Source organism: Roseovarius nanhaiticus, assembly GCF_900156535.1.
GTDB lineage: Bacteria > Pseudomonadota > Alphaproteobacteria > Rhodobacterales > Rhodobacteraceae > Roseovarius > Roseovarius nanhaiticus.
In genome coordinates, this window is record NZ_FTNV01000001.1 from 505,024 (window position 1) to 520,839 (window position 15,816).

18 protein-coding genes are annotated in these 15,816 nt (G+C 62.8%); 6 read left to right on the forward strand and 12 right to left on the reverse strand.

Features of this window, described 5'->3' with window-relative positions; all coding sequences use genetic code 11:
• Positions 1–99: 99 nt before the first annotated feature.
• The 7 genes from BW975_RS02385 to BW975_RS02415 are packed head-to-tail and all read right to left on the reverse strand — an operon-like array spanning position 100 to position 7,267.
• Entirely contained in the window at positions 100–1,383 is a 1,284-nt protein-coding gene (locus tag BW975_RS02385) for an ArgE/DapE family deacylase (RefSeq protein ID WP_335743486.1), read from the reverse strand.
• Positions 1,373–2,149 (reverse strand): dienelactone hydrolase family protein, encoded by a 777-nt coding sequence (locus BW975_RS02390; RefSeq protein WP_076530661.1) that lies wholly within the window; start codon positions 2,147–2,149, stop codon positions 1,373–1,375. Before BW975_RS02390 ends, BW975_RS02385 begins: the two co-directional genes overlap by 11 nt.
• Complete coding sequence (locus BW975_RS02395; protein ID WP_076530662.1) at positions 2,146–2,895, reverse strand: ATP-binding cassette domain-containing protein; 750 nt, start codon at positions 2,893–2,895, stop codon at positions 2,146–2,148. The genes BW975_RS02390 and BW975_RS02395 overlap by 4 nt, the downstream gene beginning before the upstream one ends.
• On the reverse strand, positions 2,892–3,875 hold the full coding sequence (locus BW975_RS02400; protein WP_076530664.1) for an ABC transporter ATP-binding protein: 984 nt from the start codon (positions 3,873–3,875) through the stop codon (positions 2,892–2,894). Before BW975_RS02400 ends, BW975_RS02395 begins: the two co-directional genes overlap by 4 nt.
• Positions 3,872–4,723 (reverse strand): ABC transporter permease, encoded by an 852-nt coding sequence (locus BW975_RS02405; RefSeq protein WP_076530666.1) that lies wholly within the window; start codon positions 4,721–4,723, stop codon positions 3,872–3,874. Before BW975_RS02405 ends, BW975_RS02400 begins: the two co-directional genes overlap by 4 nt.
• Entirely contained in the window at positions 4,723–5,676 is a 954-nt protein-coding gene (locus BW975_RS02410; RefSeq protein ID WP_076530668.1) for an ABC transporter permease, read from the reverse strand. Before BW975_RS02410 ends, BW975_RS02405 begins: the two co-directional genes overlap by 1 nt.
• Before the next feature lie 55 nt (positions 5,677–5,731).
• Positions 5,732–7,267, reverse strand: a complete 1,536-nt coding sequence (locus tag BW975_RS02415; protein ID WP_083686954.1) for an ABC transporter substrate-binding protein — start codon at positions 7,265–7,267, stop codon at positions 5,732–5,734.
• Positions 7,268–7,395: 128 nt separating this feature from the next.
• Between BW975_RS02415 and BW975_RS02420 the strand changes: the two genes are divergently transcribed.
• Positions 7,396–8,853 (forward strand): amidase, encoded by a 1,458-nt coding sequence (locus tag BW975_RS02420; RefSeq protein ID WP_076530672.1) that lies wholly within the window; start codon positions 7,396–7,398, stop codon positions 8,851–8,853.
• Positions 8,850–9,701, forward strand: a complete 852-nt coding sequence (locus tag BW975_RS02425; RefSeq protein WP_076530674.1) for a MurR/RpiR family transcriptional regulator — start codon at positions 8,850–8,852, stop codon at positions 9,699–9,701. Before BW975_RS02420 ends, BW975_RS02425 begins: the two co-directional genes overlap by 4 nt.
• A 373-nt stretch (positions 9,702–10,074) precedes the next feature.
• On the opposite strand, the gene BW975_RS02430 is transcribed toward BW975_RS02425, so the two are convergent.
• The 3 genes from BW975_RS02430 to BW975_RS18000 all read right to left on the reverse strand — a co-directional run bounded on the left by BW975_RS02430 (position 10,075) and on the right by BW975_RS18000 (position 11,463).
• A complete protein-coding gene (locus BW975_RS02430; protein ID WP_076530676.1) occupies positions 10,075–10,713 on the reverse strand; it encodes an NAD(P)-dependent oxidoreductase in 639 nt (212 codons plus the stop codon).
• The gene (locus BW975_RS02435) at positions 10,710–10,898 is read right to left on the reverse strand and encodes a hypothetical protein (RefSeq protein WP_076530678.1); all 189 of its coding nucleotides are present in this window, start codon (positions 10,896–10,898) and stop codon (positions 10,710–10,712) included. Before BW975_RS02435 ends, BW975_RS02430 begins: the two co-directional genes overlap by 4 nt.
• Positions 10,899–11,292: 394 nt before the next feature.
• Complete coding sequence (locus BW975_RS18000) at positions 11,293–11,463, reverse strand: hypothetical protein (RefSeq protein ID WP_175610725.1); 171 nt, start codon at positions 11,461–11,463, stop codon at positions 11,293–11,295.
• Between the two features lie 433 nt (positions 11,464–11,896).
• On the opposite strand from BW975_RS18000, the gene BW975_RS02440 reads away from it, so the two are divergent.
• Positions 11,897–12,217: a hypothetical protein gene (locus BW975_RS02440; protein ID WP_076530680.1), complete on the forward strand. Its 321-nt coding sequence runs from the start codon at positions 11,897–11,899 to the stop codon at positions 12,215–12,217.
• A gap of 159 nt (positions 12,218–12,376) precedes the next feature.
• Here BW975_RS02440 and BW975_RS02445 read toward each other — a convergent pair whose 3' ends face one another.
• Both BW975_RS02445 and BW975_RS02450 read right to left on the reverse strand, forming a co-directional pair.
• Complete coding sequence (locus BW975_RS02445; protein ID WP_076530682.1) at positions 12,377–13,081, reverse strand: winged helix-turn-helix domain-containing protein; 705 nt, start codon at positions 13,079–13,081, stop codon at positions 12,377–12,379.
• On the reverse strand, positions 13,078–13,305 hold the full coding sequence (locus tag BW975_RS02450; protein ID WP_083687050.1) for a hypothetical protein: 228 nt from the start codon (positions 13,303–13,305) through the stop codon (positions 13,078–13,080). Before BW975_RS02450 ends, BW975_RS02445 begins: the two co-directional genes overlap by 4 nt.
• A 156-nt stretch (positions 13,306–13,461) precedes the next feature.
• Here BW975_RS02450 and BW975_RS02455 point away from each other — a divergent pair, with 156 nt between their 5' ends.
• The 3 genes from BW975_RS02455 (at position 13,462) to BW975_RS02465 (ending at position 15,791) form a co-directional block, all read left to right on the forward strand.
• A complete protein-coding gene (locus tag BW975_RS02455; RefSeq protein WP_076530684.1) occupies positions 13,462–13,857 on the forward strand; it encodes a hypothetical protein in 396 nt (131 codons plus the stop codon).
• 94 nt (positions 13,858–13,951) lie between these two features.
• Positions 13,952–14,572, forward strand: a complete 621-nt coding sequence (locus tag BW975_RS02460) for a ribonuclease HII (RefSeq protein ID WP_076530686.1) — start codon at positions 13,952–13,954, stop codon at positions 14,570–14,572.
• Between the two features lie 103 nt (positions 14,573–14,675).
• Positions 14,676–15,791 (forward strand): site-specific DNA-methyltransferase, encoded by a 1,116-nt coding sequence (locus BW975_RS02465; protein WP_076530688.1) that lies wholly within the window; start codon positions 14,676–14,678, stop codon positions 15,789–15,791.
• Positions 15,792–15,816 lie beyond the last annotated feature (25 nt).

Here is a 15,816-nt window from a genome sequence, read left to right on the forward strand (position 1 = left end):
GCCGAACTGGTGTTGAGGTCAGACAGAGTTGGTCTGGATCCTTCGCCGCAACGAAGCGGCCCGACGTCGCGCTTGGGCGTCGAGAACATCCTTGGAAATTCAGCCGGATCTGGCGTGCAGCCCACACCAATCCGCGATGAAGAGCGCCATCACCTTGGTCACTTTCCTAAGAGACTCCAAATCCACGCGTTCGTCAAAGCCGTGGACATGCTCTGCATTAGGGCCATAGACGAGCGCGGGCATGTCGCCGTAAAGACCAAAAAAGCGGGCATCGGTGGTCGCAGTCGAGGCAACCTCGTTCAGATCTTCACCCGAGACCGTGCGATGCGCCCGGGCCAGAGCTGTCACCGGGACGTCCGCATCTGCCAACACATAGCCCTCGGCCTCGAACCCGTTGAAGATCACCTCCGGAGGGTTGTCCGCGAGAAAAGGAATGTCGCGTGCGGCCTGTGCGACGATGCAGGCGATCTCTGACTTGGCCTTGTTCAAATCCTGACCCGGCAATATGGAGATGCGCGCGTCGAATGCGCACCATGCGGGAACGGACGACGCCCAGTCACCGCCCTCGATCTTGCCGATGTTCAGGTTAATGGGATGCGCCACGCCATTGTAATGCGGGTCCTGCGACTTGGCATCGTTCCAGTTTGCCTCCAAAGTGCCCAGCGCTTCTATCACCTTGTAGGCGGCCATGATCGCATTCGCCCCTTCACCGGCCTGAGCGACATGAACAGGCAGACCCTGAAGTTCGATCCTGAACCAGATGACACCGATTTGTGCCCGGATGAGGCATTCGTGCAGCGGCTCGGGGATCAGCACGGCGTCGGCGCGGTATCCCTTGGCAAAGCAGGCCAGCGCGCCGTTGCCGGTGCATTCTTCCTCGATCACGCTTTGCACGATGACATCGGCAGCGGGCCTGAACCCGGCCCGATCTATCGCGTCGAGCGCGGCCAGACAGGCAATCAGCCCAGCCTTCATGTCGCCGGCACCGCGCCCGTATAGCCATCCATCCGCAAGATGCGGCTGAAAGGCCGGACGTGTCCACATGGCGGCAGGTCCGGGCGGCACGACGTCGATATGACCGTTCAGGATCAGCGATCGGCCCTCGGGGCGCCGCGCGCGATGGGTGCCGACGACATTCCAGGCGTTGTCGTAACTGACGTGGACCGGCGAAAACCCTGGCAAATGCCGAATTGCCTCCAGGTCAATCCGAAAACGGTCGACGTCCCATCCCCGGGCGCGCATCTGTGAAGCCATGAAATCCTGCGCGGTCGCCTCGTGACCTCGGGTCGAGGGAAAGCGCACCAGATCCGCCGTCAGATTGACCTGTGCGTCAAAGCCTGCGTCGACCGCGCTTGAAAGCGTTTGATGGAGTTTATTCTCCATGGGCATCCCCAGCTGGCAGATGGACGTCAATGAAGTCTAGAATTAGATCTTGGACTTCCTTGTCCGCGCTCAACCAATGCTTGTCTCCAAGGTGGTCCGGCTCTGAATAAACGCGGGACACTTGTGTTTCGCCCTCCATGAACGCGCCGCAGTCGCCGCTGAGCACCGGAAGGCGAAACCACGGGTCCTCCTCTCCCACCAGGGCCAAAGCGGGCTGGCCCTTGGGCGCGTTCAGGCCACGATATTCCGGCCATCCGGCATGGCAGGTCCAGCCCTCGATAACGCGCATCGCTGCATCCGGGGCCGCCATTGTCGCAACGGTGATGCCGCCCTCTGAATGGCCCATGAGAACGATCGGAACGTCCCTCAACTCATCTTTTTCGCGCAGCTGGGCCAATGCGTACTGCATTTCTTGCTGTCGCCACCGCAGTACCCCGCGGTGCAACCCGCCCCGTTGCTGCGCCGCATTGCAACTGACGGGTTTGTCCTGACGCGCAAAGCTGTCGGGGGCGACGACAAGATGGCCTGCGTCCGCCAGGAACCGCGCTGTGACAGTGGTGATACGGCTCAACCCATCGCAGCCATGGGCATAAAGGACGACCGCGCGCGGGGGCTCGCCCTCGTCCAGCGCCTCGATGGACGTCGCATTCACTGTGCCCGGCAGCCAGACCTGCGCCGCCTCCCATGTGCGCGCAACCTCAGTGTCGTTGGCGTGCACGACACCCGCGCCGAGACAGAAAAGTGCGGCACATAAGACCGCCTTCACGCCACCGCCTCCATCAATGCACGGCTGTAGGGATGCGACGGCGTGCCGTAGAAATCCTCGGCGGGGGCGGCCTCGACGATCTCCCCCTTGAGCATCACGGCAATCCTGTCCGACACATAGCGCGTCGCGGCCAGATCGTGGCTGATGAAGAGCGCGGCAAAGCCGTGATCGGCCTGCAGATCGCGGATGAGGTTGAGCACCTGGGTCTGCACCGACACGTCGAGCGCGCTCACCGCCTCGTCAAAGAGGATGAAGCGCGGCTCGGTGATGAGGGCGCGGGCGATAGCCACGCGCTGCCGCTGACCTCCCGACAGCTGGCCGGGGTAACGCTCGGCAAAATCGGCGCTCAGCCCGACCTGGTCGAGCATACGCGCCACCGCCGTCTGACGATCGCCAGCAGGCGCGCCCAGAACGCGCAAGGGCTCGCCCACCGAGGCGCCGCAGCGCAGGCGCGGGTTCAGCGCCCATTCGGGATGTTGCAGCACGACCGAGAGCTGACCGCGCCGCTGGCGCAGCCTGCCGAACGCCTCGCCCTGCATCCGCATCTCGCCGGTGGTGGGTTGCAACAGGCCGAGGCAGACGCGCCCCAGAGTCGTCTTGCCCGAACCGGACTCGCCCACGAGGCCCAGTGTCTCGCCCTCTGCGATCTCCACCGATACATCGCGCACTGCCTCGACGACGTCGCCGCCTATCAAGCGGCGGCGAAACGTGACACCGACCTTGTCGAGCGTGATAACGGCACTCATCGCGGGGCCTCCGTGCTGATGGGCGCATCCGCCAGAACATCCTCGGCAAAATGGCAGGTGACCTGACGGCCGGCGACCTCGCGCGGCTCGGGGCGCTGCGCACGGCATCTATCTTGGGCATAGGCACAGCGCGGGGCGAAGGCGCAGGCCTCGCACCGCCCGGCAAGGGTGGGCGGCGTGCCGGGAATCGGCTCCAGCCGCTCGCCCGGACGCTCGCTTCCCGATGCCGCAGCGAGAAGGGCGCGGGTATAGGGATGCGCCGGACGCTGCAGTACCTCGGCGCTTGCACCGATCTCGACGACGCGGCCGCCATACATCACCGCGACACGGCCCGCATGGCGGGCCATCAGGCGCAGATCGTGGCTGAGCACCAGAAGGCTTGCGCCGGTCTCGTCGCGCAGGCGTGCCAATGTCGCCATTACCTTTTCGCGGATCGAGGCGTCCAGCGACGCCGTCGGCTCGTCCGCGATCAACAGCTGTGGACCGCGCGCGATCGCAATCGCGATCACCACACGCTGCGCCATTCCGCCGGACAACTCGTGAGGATAGGCGCGCATCACGCGGGCGGGATCCGACAACTCGGCACGCTTCAGTAGCGCGGTGATCTCGGCGTCGCTGGCACGGCCCGGCATGGCGCGCGCCACTTGCCGGCCAACCCGCATCGTTGGATCGAGCGCCGTCATGGGGTTCTGAAAGACAAAGCCCAGCTTGTCACGGCGCAAGCCGCGCAATGTCTCGGCATCGATGGCAAAGACATCGGTGCCGTCCACTTCGATCCTGCCCGCTTCATGCTTGGCCTCGCCCGGCAGGACACGGCCAAAGGACATGCCCAGCGTCGACTTGCCCGATCCGCTTTCACCGACCACGGCCAGCGTCTCGCCCGCGCGCACGGCAAGGTCCGCGCCATCAAGCGCCCGCAAGCTGCCCTTGGTCGTGCGGTAGGAGACGACAACATCCTCGGCCTTGGCGATATTGCTCATGTCAGCGCCCTGCCTTTCAGCGGCTCCAGCATGTCGCGCACCGCGTCACCGACGAGGTTGACCGACATGATCGCCAGCGACAGCACCGCGCCCGAAGACAGCACCATCCAGGGCGCGATGGTCAGATAGGCGCTGCCCTGCCGCAAAAGCGAGCCGAGCGAGGCCTCGGGCGGCTGCACGCCGAGGCCCAGAAAGCTGAGCGCGCTTTCGATGATCATCCCGATCGAGAGGGCGTAAGTCAGCTGCACCATGACCGCGCCCATGACGTTGGGCAGTATGTGCACCGCGAGGATCCGAACCCAGGACGCGCCCGCCACCCGCGCCGCGATGACAAATCCGCGTCCCGCCACGCTGAGCGTGACGGAGCGTACGACGCGTATAAGCAGCGGCAAGGTGGCGATCGAGATGACCGATATGGCTGAAAATTGCCCCGGTCCGAGAACAGCGGCGACCAGCAGACCGACCAACAGCGCGGGAAAGGCGAAAAGGATGTCAGCGCCCCGTGCCACCGCAATATCGATGCCGCGGCCGAAATACCCCGCCGCCATGCCCAGCGCCGTGCCGATCACCGCAGAGATCAGGACCGCGATGGCGGACAGCAGAAAGGTCGCGCGAATACCCTGCACGACGCGCGGAAGGAAAGACCGGCCGAGCTCGTCCGTGCCGAAGGGAAAAGCCAGCGATGGCGGCCCCAGGCGCGGCCCGGCCGCGATGCGGGTGGGATCGCCCAGAGGCAGCCATTGCCCGAAGATACCGAGGAAGATCAGCAGACCCAACACCGCCAGCCCGAAGGCCGACAGGACATCGGCGCGCCAGATGCGCCCCAGCCAGCCCAGTGCCGCCCGCATCAATCCGCCCCCACGCGCGGGTCGATCACCGCATAGAGGAAATCCGCCAGCATGTTGATTGCGACAAAGGCCGTGGCCGCCAACAGCACGCCCGCTTGTACAATCGCATAATCGCGGTTCAGGAGACCGTTGAAGATGTAGAGCCCGAAGCCCGGTACCGAAAAGAGCACCTCGACCACCACGGCCCCGCCCAGAAGGAAGCCGAAATAGGTGGTCACGACAGTCACCACCGGAATGGCCGCGTTGCGCAGAATGTGCAGCCGCACGATATCGCGCGGTCGCTCGCCCCGCGCGACCGCGGCGGTGATATAGCCTTCGGTCATCACCCGCAGAACCGCGTCACGCGTCGTGCGCAAGACCAGCGCTATCCCGAAAAGCGACAGAGTCAGAGCGGGCAAGAGCATTGTTTGCATGTTGCCCACCGGGTCCTCGCCAAACGGCACGTAGCCGCCGACGCGGAACCACAAAGACCAGACCGAAAAGACGAAAATCAGGACGCTGCCCAGCACGAAGTCGGGCACGCTCGCGCCAAGTGCGCCGACCAGTCGCGCAAAGTCGACGCCGCGCCGCCCGCCCTGCCGGATGCCCGACCAGACGCCCAAGGGCAGGCCGATCGACAGCGCCAGCCCCAGCGCGATCATCGCCAGCTCGAGCGTGACGGGTGCGCGGCGGATAAACTCATCAAGGACCGGCTGGCGCGTGACCATCGACACGCCGAAATCGCCCTGCAGAAGGGCAGCGAGCCAGCGCAGGTATTGTACCACCAAGGGCTGATCCAGCCCGTATTGCTGGCTGATCGCCTCGCGCGCGGCGGGCGTGACGAATGGGCCCAGCAGGATGTCGGCATAGCCGCCGGGGATCATCCTCAGCGACAAAAACACCAGGACCGAAACCCCCAAAAGCGTCACGATCATCGCCGCGAGGCGCGGCAAGAGGTAGAGAAAAAGGCGCATTGGCGCTCCGGACGATCAGCGGCGGCGGCCTATAAGGACCGCCGTCGCGGATACGTTACTTGGGATCGAATTCGGCGATGAACTGGTACGTGTTGGCCGATCCCGACCGCTCGGCCAGGGTCACGTCCACCTGATCCTCGCGGTAGGCGAGGTAATCGGACTTGCCGACGAGGGCGAGGATGTTGGCGCCGTCGTCTATCATCGCGCAGATCTCGGTCAGCTTGGCGTCACGCTCGGCCCCGTCCTGCATCGCGCCCACATCGTCCAGCGCTTGCGACAGCTCGGGGACATTTTCGTGAAACACGGCATTCCAGACGGCGAATTCAGGGTTCCACCACTTGATGACCATGCCGGGGTCCGTATAGCCCGCCAGCCACGACGCGGAGAAATCGAAATCACCATCGGTGAAGACCTTTTGCAGGTATTCCGCCGTCGGCACCTGATTGAGCGAGACGTCGAAGCCCGCCTCGCCGAGGCTTTGCTGCACGACCTGTCCGATGCGCCCCAGAACAGGGTTGGCCGAGCTGAGCGTCAGCGCGATCTCGGGCGAAGTGTTGCCCGCTTCCTCCAAGAGGCCGCGCGCTTTTTCCAGGCGTTCATCACGCGGCATCGCGTAGGTGTCCAGATTGCGGCACGCGTCCTTGCCGAAGGCGGCGGGCACGGGATAATCGGGCGACGATGTGCCGGCGAAGACGAAGTCATTGATCGCATCGCGGTCCAGCGCGAGGTTCATTGCCTGGCGGACCCGTTTGTCATGGAAGGGTGAAGCCTCGTCCAGCGCGTTGACGTCGAGGCGGTAGTAGTTCGTCGTCTGCTGCACGTCGATGGCAACATTTCCCGCACTGCTCAGCATCTGCTGCGCGTCGGGATTTTCGAAGGTGGTAAAATCGATGCGCCCGTCGCGCAGCGCCGCGATACGCGCGCTCTCGTCCGGGATGATCGGGACCTCCAGCGTATCGGCCAGCGGATAGCCCTCGCGCCAGTAATGCGGATTGCGGGCCAGGGTCCAACTTTCGTCCTGCTTGTGCTCTTCAACCATGAACGGGCCCGAGCCCAGCATTTGCGAGGTCGGATCGAAGCTGCCATCCTCCAGCTCTTTCATCGGCAGGATCGCCGCCGTGATATGCGCCAGCGCGGGCAGGAAACTGGCCTGTGGGCTGGCCAATTCGATTTCGATCACGCGATCGTCCGTGGCCTCCATGCGGGCGATGTCGCCCAGCTGCGGCGACCAGTAGCTGGCCGTTTCGGGGTTCTTGATCCGCTCGAGGCTACCGATGACATCATCGCTCGTGACCGCCCGTCCGTTGGAAAAGGCCGCGCCGTCGCGAAGGGTCAGCGTGTAGGTTGTGGGCGACGTCTGCTCCCACTTTTCGGCAAGACCCGCGGCAAGACCCAGATCCGCATTGGTGGTCAGGAGAGTCTCGTACACCATCTGGTACATTTCCCAGGACGCCACGGTGCCCGCCACATGCACGTCAAAGCCGGTGATCTCGGCGGGCTTACCCCAGGTCATCACCGCATCCTGCGCAACGGCGCTGATCGGTGCGAAGGCCAGCAGCGCTGTTGCGCCCATAAGGCTAAGTGGTTTCATGTCGAACTCTCCCGTGTTGGTGCAGTCACTGCACTATTGCTCACCCGACGATTTGGTGATGATGTTATAGAGATCACATTATGTCAATTACGGTTATATCGCCGAACATTCGATAAGAGCTTGGTTCTATGAAGAATTACGTGCAGCATGACGCAACCGCCTTGGCCGCCTTGGTAAGCGACGGCGAGCTAGACCCCGCCGAACTTTTGGAAGCGGCTATCGAGCGCGCCGAGGCAACCAATCCTGCGATCAACGCTTTGTCGCAAAAACTCTACGATCACGGGCGTGCGGCGATCGCCGCCGGCCTGCCCGAGGGGCCATTTCGCGGCGTGCCCTTTTTGCTGAAAGATGCCTCGGGCGAGTTGGCAGGTCATGTCACGGCCAACGGCGCGCGCCTGTTGTCCAAGGGCGCACCCGCGGCCATCGATTCCCATCTGGTCGAACGTTACAAGGCGGCGGGCGTCGTCATCTTCGGCAAGACCACGACGCCGGAATTTTCGCTCGCCGCATCGACCGAGACGTCACTGACGGGGGCCACTTGCAATCCCTGGGACCGGGCGCGCAGCGCGGGCGGCTCTTCGGGCGGGGCCGCTGCCGCCGTGGCCGCGGGGATCGTGCCCGCAGCGCATGGCAGCGATGGCGGTGGCTCGATCCGCATTCCGGCCTCTTGTTGCGGCCTCTTCGGCCTCAAACCATCGCGCGCGCGCAATCCTTCCGGCCCGCTCGTCGGCGAGGGCTGGGGCAGCCTTTCGGTCTCGCACGTGCTGACGCGATCGGTGCGCGACAGCGCCGCGATGCTGGATGCGACCCAAGGCATGGCGCCGGGCGATCCCTATTGCGCGCCGCCGCGCGTGCGTCCCTACACCGAGGAGGCGCGCCGCGATCCGGGGCGGCTGAGGATCGGCTGGCACGTCGCCCCCATGAGTGGGGCGCCGGTGGACCTGCCTTGCCGAAAGGCGGCCGAGGATGCCGCGGACCTTCTTGCCTCGCTCGGCCATGACCTGGACGTGATCAGCCTGCCCGGTGAGGTAGAGCCGCTGCAAAAGGCGCTCTGGGTTCTGGTGGCCAGCAATGTTGCGCGCAGCCTGCACGCCGTCGGAGCGAAGCTGGACCGCAAGATAAAGCGCGCGGATGTCGACTCCGTAACCTGGAGCGCCATCAGCGATGCAAAGAACATGAGCGCCGAAGACTATGCGGAAGCGCTCTTTCAGATCCATGCTCAAACGCGCTCCATGGCCGATCTGCACAGCCGCTACGACGCAATCCTCAGCCCAACATTGGCCACGCTTCCGCCCCCGCTTGGCGTGCAGCGCACCGACACAGACGATATGGACGCTTACCGTGCCGCGCTGACCGGCTTTACGCCTTTCACGCAACTCTACAACATGACGGGCGCGCCCAGCATGTCCGTGCCGCTGGGCTGGCACCACCCCGAAAAATCACAGAGCGTGCTTCCCGTGGGTGTCATGATCTCGGCCGATTTCGGCCGCGAGGATATCCTCTTTCGGCTCGCCGGCCAGATCGAGGCGGAGCGACCTTGGTTCGATCGGCTGCCCGACCTCGCTGCCCGGAAAGAGTGCGCATGAGCCAGCCGTCACTTCAGGAGCGCCTCCGCGAGATGTATCCGACCCTGACCCGCGCGGAAAAGTCGGTGGCAAACTACATGCTCACGTATTTCGATCGTCTGGGGTTCGAGACCGCCGCCTCCATCGCCGAAAACGTCGGCGTCAGTCAAATGACGGTGGGCCGTTTCCTGCGGACTATAGGCTACAATGGATTGCCCGAGCTGAAATCGGATCTGCTCAGTCAGATGGAGGCGCCTCCGCTTATGGTGTCAGACAGGCTGAACCGCATTCGCGCTGAAGGCACTGACGATATCTGGCACAACTTCGACAAGGATGTAGCCGCTCTGCAAAGCGCCTATTCGTTGCGTGGCACCCCGGCCTGGAAGTCCGCAATTCGCGCCATCAGCACTGCGCAAAAGCTCCACGTGGCGGGCTTCCAGACGATTGCAGGTATCGCATCGGGCTTTGCGACGCGCCTTTCCTATCTCCGAGCCGATGTGCGGATCGAAGACGGCCGCGATGGCATTTTCGGGGATATCCTGGGAGATCAGGCCAGTACGCATTGCGTCGTACTTTTTGAGATGCGGCGCTACACGCAGGCCAGTCTCCACCTTGCCGCCGCCGCCGAAGAGGCCAAAATTCCCCTGATCATCGTCTGCGACACGCATTGCCTGTGGGCCCGCGACCATACGGACATGGTTTTTCCCCTGAACACGGAGTCGCACCTTTTTTGGGATTCGCATGTGCCTTACTCCTGCCTGAGCACTCTGCTGCTGAACGATCTCACTGCGCATCTGGGCGACAGTGTCTCGACAAGGCTGGATCGGCTGCGTGTTCTTCAAGATCGCTTTGGTGCGTTCCGTGATTGATCCGCAAAAATAGGCTTTTCCCGGCAAGCATCTTTGATCCGGCATGGCAGATATTAAAGTTTGGCGCAGGGAACAATCGGCCCGCCCCCTTTACATCGACCAGCATTTGCAGCCCGCAGGCGACTGTCATGACAGGCACCGCAGCCCGCCAACCCGACTGCTCTGACAGGCAAAAAGATCTGCTATGCCGTACTGTGCTTGGTTGGCGGGAGCCAAGCTGGATGGGCATCCTGCAATCGGTCGATGCCTGAACCGAGAATGCGGAAGCGTTGGGTTTTTGGGGGGTTTGACACTGAAGCCGCTTCATTGGCGGACCCTCGCTGACACTTTGAGACGCGCTGTCATCCGGCGATGGTCAAACACCGGCCGTATCTCAATCGCTGAGCACGACATCCGCTTTCACGTCGAGCCCATCCTCCACCGCATCGACCAGATATCGCGCGACATTGCGCCGCGAGACCAATCCGTTCCGCCAGCTTGCCGGATCGCGCAAGACCTTGAGATTGTCAGATCTCGGACCCTTGGTCAGGATGACCGGCCGTGCAATTGTCCAGTCGATGTCGCTTGCCATGATCATCGCCTCTTGCCGGTCCTTGTCGGCATAAGGTTTGCCAAAGATGGCCTTGTGACCGAGCGTCTCTGGCGAACTCATGGCACTTTTCGAACGTCCTGCGCCGAAACCCGTCACCGCGACCAATCGCGTTACGTCGCTGGCATTCATCGCGTCCAGAAGCACGCGGGTGGTATCGGAAAACAAAGTCTCTTCCTCCCAGAGCATCGCAAGCCGCTCCTTGATGCCCAAGGCGTAGATCACGGCACGGGTCCCTGCCACCGCGGCTGATACATCCTGAGCCGATCGCGCGTCCCCGGCGAAAGGCTCGATCAGATCGGTTTTCTCAATATCGCCTGCGCTGCGCGCGAACGCACGCACAGGCAATCCGCGATCAACAGCGTCATTCATGGCGAGTGCGCCAATTCCCGAGGTCGCACCCAATATGAGGATCGGTCTCAATTCAGCATATCCTCGTAAAGGCTGTGATACGCGCGATGGGTTGCTCGGTCGCCCTGCCGGATATTGATCCGGCGAAAGACTTCTTTCAAAGAATCCCAAGGACGGTCCACGTTTGGCGTGGCCGGACGCGGTCCGTCCATCACATGCGTTTGCATTGTCTTTCCCTGTTTATCGGAGCGGCTCATATCGATGTTCCTTCTCGAATGGTTGCGGGTCGGTGTCGGCGCTCACGGCGTCCGGGATGCGCCTGTAGGCCAATTGAGATAGCCCGCGGCTGCGAAAAGGCAGGTGTTTTTCAGCTTTCCGCATTAAGCCCAAGCAAGGCGCGGCGTGCCTCCTCCTTGATTGCATTGGGCAAAAAAGCGGGTGCAATGCCGATCATGACCGCCTCCTGAGGCGGGCGAAGCAGGCTGACTTCCACGGCAACCCGGAGCGGAGAACCGGCGCCAAGACGGGCGCAGTTTGATCCCACCGGTTGGCGATGCCCGCAAAACCCAAAGCTCGGCAGCGCATGCTTCGCTCAGCTGAAAAAAGCGGCTCCCCCCGGTCGATCCGATGTCAGCCATGCCTAGTCAGCGCCTAAGACTGCGCCACTGGGTCGAACCTCAGCAGCATTAGGTCTTCTGTCGTGCCGGGAATGGTCTCAACCGCTGGCGAAAACGGCGCCGCGCGCGTTCCGTGATCCAGATAGCCCAGCGCAGCCACAATGTGACCTGCGCGCTCGATCGACAGCGGTATTGCCTGCATCATCTACCGCGAACCGGAAAACCGGCGAGACACGGCCACCAATCTGCCGGTCAACGCGCTGTGGCCTCAAGGGGGTGACGGGCATTTGCCCGAGCATGACCTCGTATTCATCACCGAGCACCGTACATTTTCGAGTTTGTGGAGAGACAAGGCAGCCGCCCCAAGCGTGATGACCCTGCTTAGGAAAGTCACTCGCGACACTGTCGAGGAATGGTCACTGCCCTATCTCTGACCAGAAGTAATGCCCTTGTGATCACCAAGCAGCTTTGGTCAGCCGGATTGGGATCGCTGTGCAACGAAGGCGACGACGGTGTGGCGCGCCCGACGCCTCGGGCAGGGGCATGCAGCGCACAGGCAGGAGACAAACAGTGAAACGCATGCGGTTAGCCAAATCCGACTGGGGCAAAACACTTGTTTCCGGCATCATGGTCCGGTCATGACGAAGGCGGGAAAATTCCTTCTCGTCAGCGCTTTGCTGCATGTCATCGGCAGCGTTTTGACAGGGGCCACGCCGCTCGGACTGTTCCTGCTGTTCCCGGCGACGCTTTACACCGCATTTTATTTCGGTCTGCGCAGGGGGCTTGTGTGGGTGGCCTGGCTGGCGCTTCTTTGCATGTTGGGCGGGATGGCCGGAACGTTGCTGGAGCTGCTCAATCAATCGCCAATCGAAACTTGGCTATTATGGGCGATCATGGCCGCGGATCTTGGTGCGGCCGTTTTCCTGGTGCATTCGCTATGGACCGGCAAGAAATCATAGCTCCTCCTGCGGGCTGAAACGGCGAAATCAGCGATCTGGCCGCAATGCGGCGCTCAAGACCGTACCGATCCTTGCAATCTACCCAGCAATCCTTGCTGCAGGGTACGACAAGCTAAAAGACGATATCCCGCCGAAAACGGTCGATGCCGCAAGACGCGCTCAGATCACGCGGATCACGTCCTTGTCGATGGCCAGAACATAGCCCTGCCGCGCGATATTCTTGACCAGAAGCTCGCTGATCATCTGGTTGCCCAATGTGTCGCGCAATCGCTTGATCCGGGTCGCGCCGGCGGCCTCTTCACAGTCGCTGGCGTTGCGACCCGACACGATTGCCTCGATCTCGGCCCCGGTCAGGACATCGCCATCCATGCGTGCCTCGGCCAGCACCGACAGCGTCTCTAGCGCCGCATCGGTCAGCTTGAAACCCATGTTGTTCAGATAGACCGCCTTTTCCGCGCGGCTGATCAATAGCGAGCTCACTTGAATACCCGATCGCTCGATCTGCGCCATGCGTCGGTTGAGCAAGGTCAGCATCACCAGAAACGTGAGCGCAGCAATCAACAGCGCAGTGCTGAAGACCAAGAGGACGAAGATCACCATCCGGTAGCTCACCAGAGTCTCGCTGAACGCCGTGCCGGAAAGGGCGAGGATTTCCAGCAGCTTGATCTCGGCATCGCTGGTCAGCGCGTCGTTTTCGACGAATATCCGCTCGACCCGCGCGTTGAAGGCACCCGCGTCTGGCAGCGACAGAAACAGCAGCACGGCGGCCAGTGCCAGGATGCCCACGATTGCCGTCACGCCGAAGAGTACGACGCGGCTGCCGGACCGGCGCGCGTCGGCGGCCAGGATGATATCGCGGCTCATTGCTGGCGCACCGACAGCACCTTGAGCAAGGTCAGGCCCTGCGATGCCAGCTGTCCGCGCAGCTGCGCACGCGCCTGCGCCAGGTTGCACGGCCCGCCGATCTGCGCCGTGCCGTAGAACAGCTCGAGCGGGTTGTCGCGCTTGGCCTTGTATTCGGCGATGCAGGCGGCGCTGGCAGGGGCCGCGATCAGGGCCGCAAGGGCCAGGGGGAGGAGTGTTTTCATCATGACTTTGAGAATGGCGAAGCGTGCGCCGCTATACAATATCCCGCGATGCAGCCCGGTGATGTTATCCGATAACAGACCCGCGTTATTGCGAGGCGCGACGCGGGGGCGCGACGATCAGGGGCACCAACCCATCTGATCGAAAGGATCACGCCCATGGCACGCAAATTCATATCCCTCATAATCGCGGCCTCCATCGCCGTCACCGGCCTCACCGCCGCTCCGGCTCAGGCCAGCGAACGCGATCTGGCCCGCGCCCTGGCCGCCATCGCGGGTGTCGCCATCATCGGCGCCGCCATTCACGAGAACAAAAAGAGCAAACGGCGCGCCGCTCAGCGCCAGTATTATCAGTCGCAATATTACCAGCCCAAGCGCAAGCATTACGCCCAGCCCGGGCAACGCGCGCTCGATCGGGCCTATCGGCAAGGGGTTTCCGATCATCGCAACCTCGTGCGCGAGCGTCGCCACGAACGTCGGTCCGAGCGCCGCGCCCATCGCCGTGGTTATGACCAGGATCAATACAGCGCACGCCCCTACCGCCGCGGCTACTGATCCGCGCCACCATGCGCTTGGCAGGGCCCCCGCCGCGGGGCCCTTTCGCGTGGCGCACTGGTGTTTCGGCCTGCGACATGGTTTGACGCGCGCCATGAGCGGACCGGATTACTCCATCGAACTGGCGGCAGCGACCAGGGGCGCGCGGATCATCGCGGGCGTCGACGAGGTGGGGCGCGGACCGCTCGCCGGGCCGGTAACGGCGGCTGCCGTCGTGCTGGATCCCGAATGCATCCCCGAGGGCCTCAACGACTCCAAAAAGCTCAGCGAGAAGCGGCGCCTCGCCCTTTACGACCTTATCGTGGCCCATGCGGAGGTCAGCATCGCCCATGCCAGCGTCGAGGAGATCGACGCGCTGAACATTCTGCGCGCCTCGCATCTGGCAATGGAGCGCGCCATCGCCGGCCTGCCGCGCCGCCCCGACATGGCGCTCATCGACGGCAACATGATCCCACGCGGCCTCACCGTTCCGGCGCAGGCTGTGGTCAAGGGAGATGGCCTGTCGGTGTCCATCGCGGCGGCCTCAATCATGGCCAAAATACGGCGGGATTATGTCATGCGGGATTTAGCGCAACACTACCCCGGATATGGCTGGGAGACGAACGCCGGATATCCGTCCAAGAGCCACATCGAGGCGCTCCAAAATCTGGGTGTGACCCCACACCATAGACGTAGCTTCAAACCAGTGCACAATATCTTGTATCAAGATAAATAACTAACCTGCTGATTCAAAAAAGAAATTGACCGTGAATCGCCTTTGACTCATCCTTGTCCACAAGCAGACAGAGCGCAAAAACGCGCCGGGACAGAGGCAAGACATGACAAAGATGACCAAGATAGAGGGCGCGCCTGCGCTGCCTCTCAACACCATAATGCCGGGCGACTGCATCGAGATGATGAATGCGCTGCCGGAAAATTCGGTCGACCTGATCTTTGCCGACCCGCCGTATAATCTGCAGCTGCGCGGCGATCTGCATCGCCCCGATAACAGCCAGGTCGACGCGGTAGATGATGCCTGGGACCAGTTCGACAGCTTTGCCGTTTATGACAAGTTCACCCGCGAATGGCTGGCCGCCGCGCGCCGCCTGCTGAAGCCGAATGGCGCGATCTGGGTCATCGGCAGCTATCACAACATCTTCCGCGTCGGTGCGGCGCTGCAGGATGCGGGCTACTGGATCCTCAACGATGTGGTTTGGCGCAAGTCCAACCCGATGCCGAATTTCCGTGGCAAGCGGCTGACAAACGCCCATGAGACGATGATCTGGGCCTCGAAATCCGAGGGCGCGAAATACACCTTCAATTACGAGGCGCTGAAATCGCTCAATGACGGCGTGCAGATGCGCAGCGACTGGGTGCTGCCGATCTGCACGGGGCACGAGCGGCTGAAAGACGAGGCAGGCGATAAGGCCCACCCGACGCAAAAGCCGCAGAGCCTGCTGCACCGCGTCCTCGTGGGCAGTACCAATCCGGGCGATGTCGTGCTGGACCCGTTTTTCGGCACCGGCACCACCGGCGCCGTCGCCAAGATGCTGGGCCGCGACTATATCGGCATCGAGCGCGACGAAGGCTACCGCAAGGTCGCCGAAAAGCGCCTCAAGGGCATCCGCAAATTTGACCGTGAGGCGCTGCAGGTCAGCACCTCCAAACGCGCCGAGCCGCGCGTGCCCTTCGGCCAGTTGGTCGAGCGTGGCATGCTGCGCCCTGGCGAGGAGCTCTATTCGCTCAACCAGCGCCACAAGGCCAAGGTGCGCGCCGATGGCACGCTGATCGGCGACGATATCAAGGGCTCGATTCACCAGGTCGGCGCCCATCTGGAGGGCGCGCCCAGCTGCAATGGCTGGACCTACTGGCACTTCAAGAAGGACGGCAAGCGCGTGCCCATCGACCTTCTGCGCCAGCAGATCCGCGCCGAGATGGCCGAGCGCCCGAACTAAGAGTTTCCCGAGACAAGCAAGAACA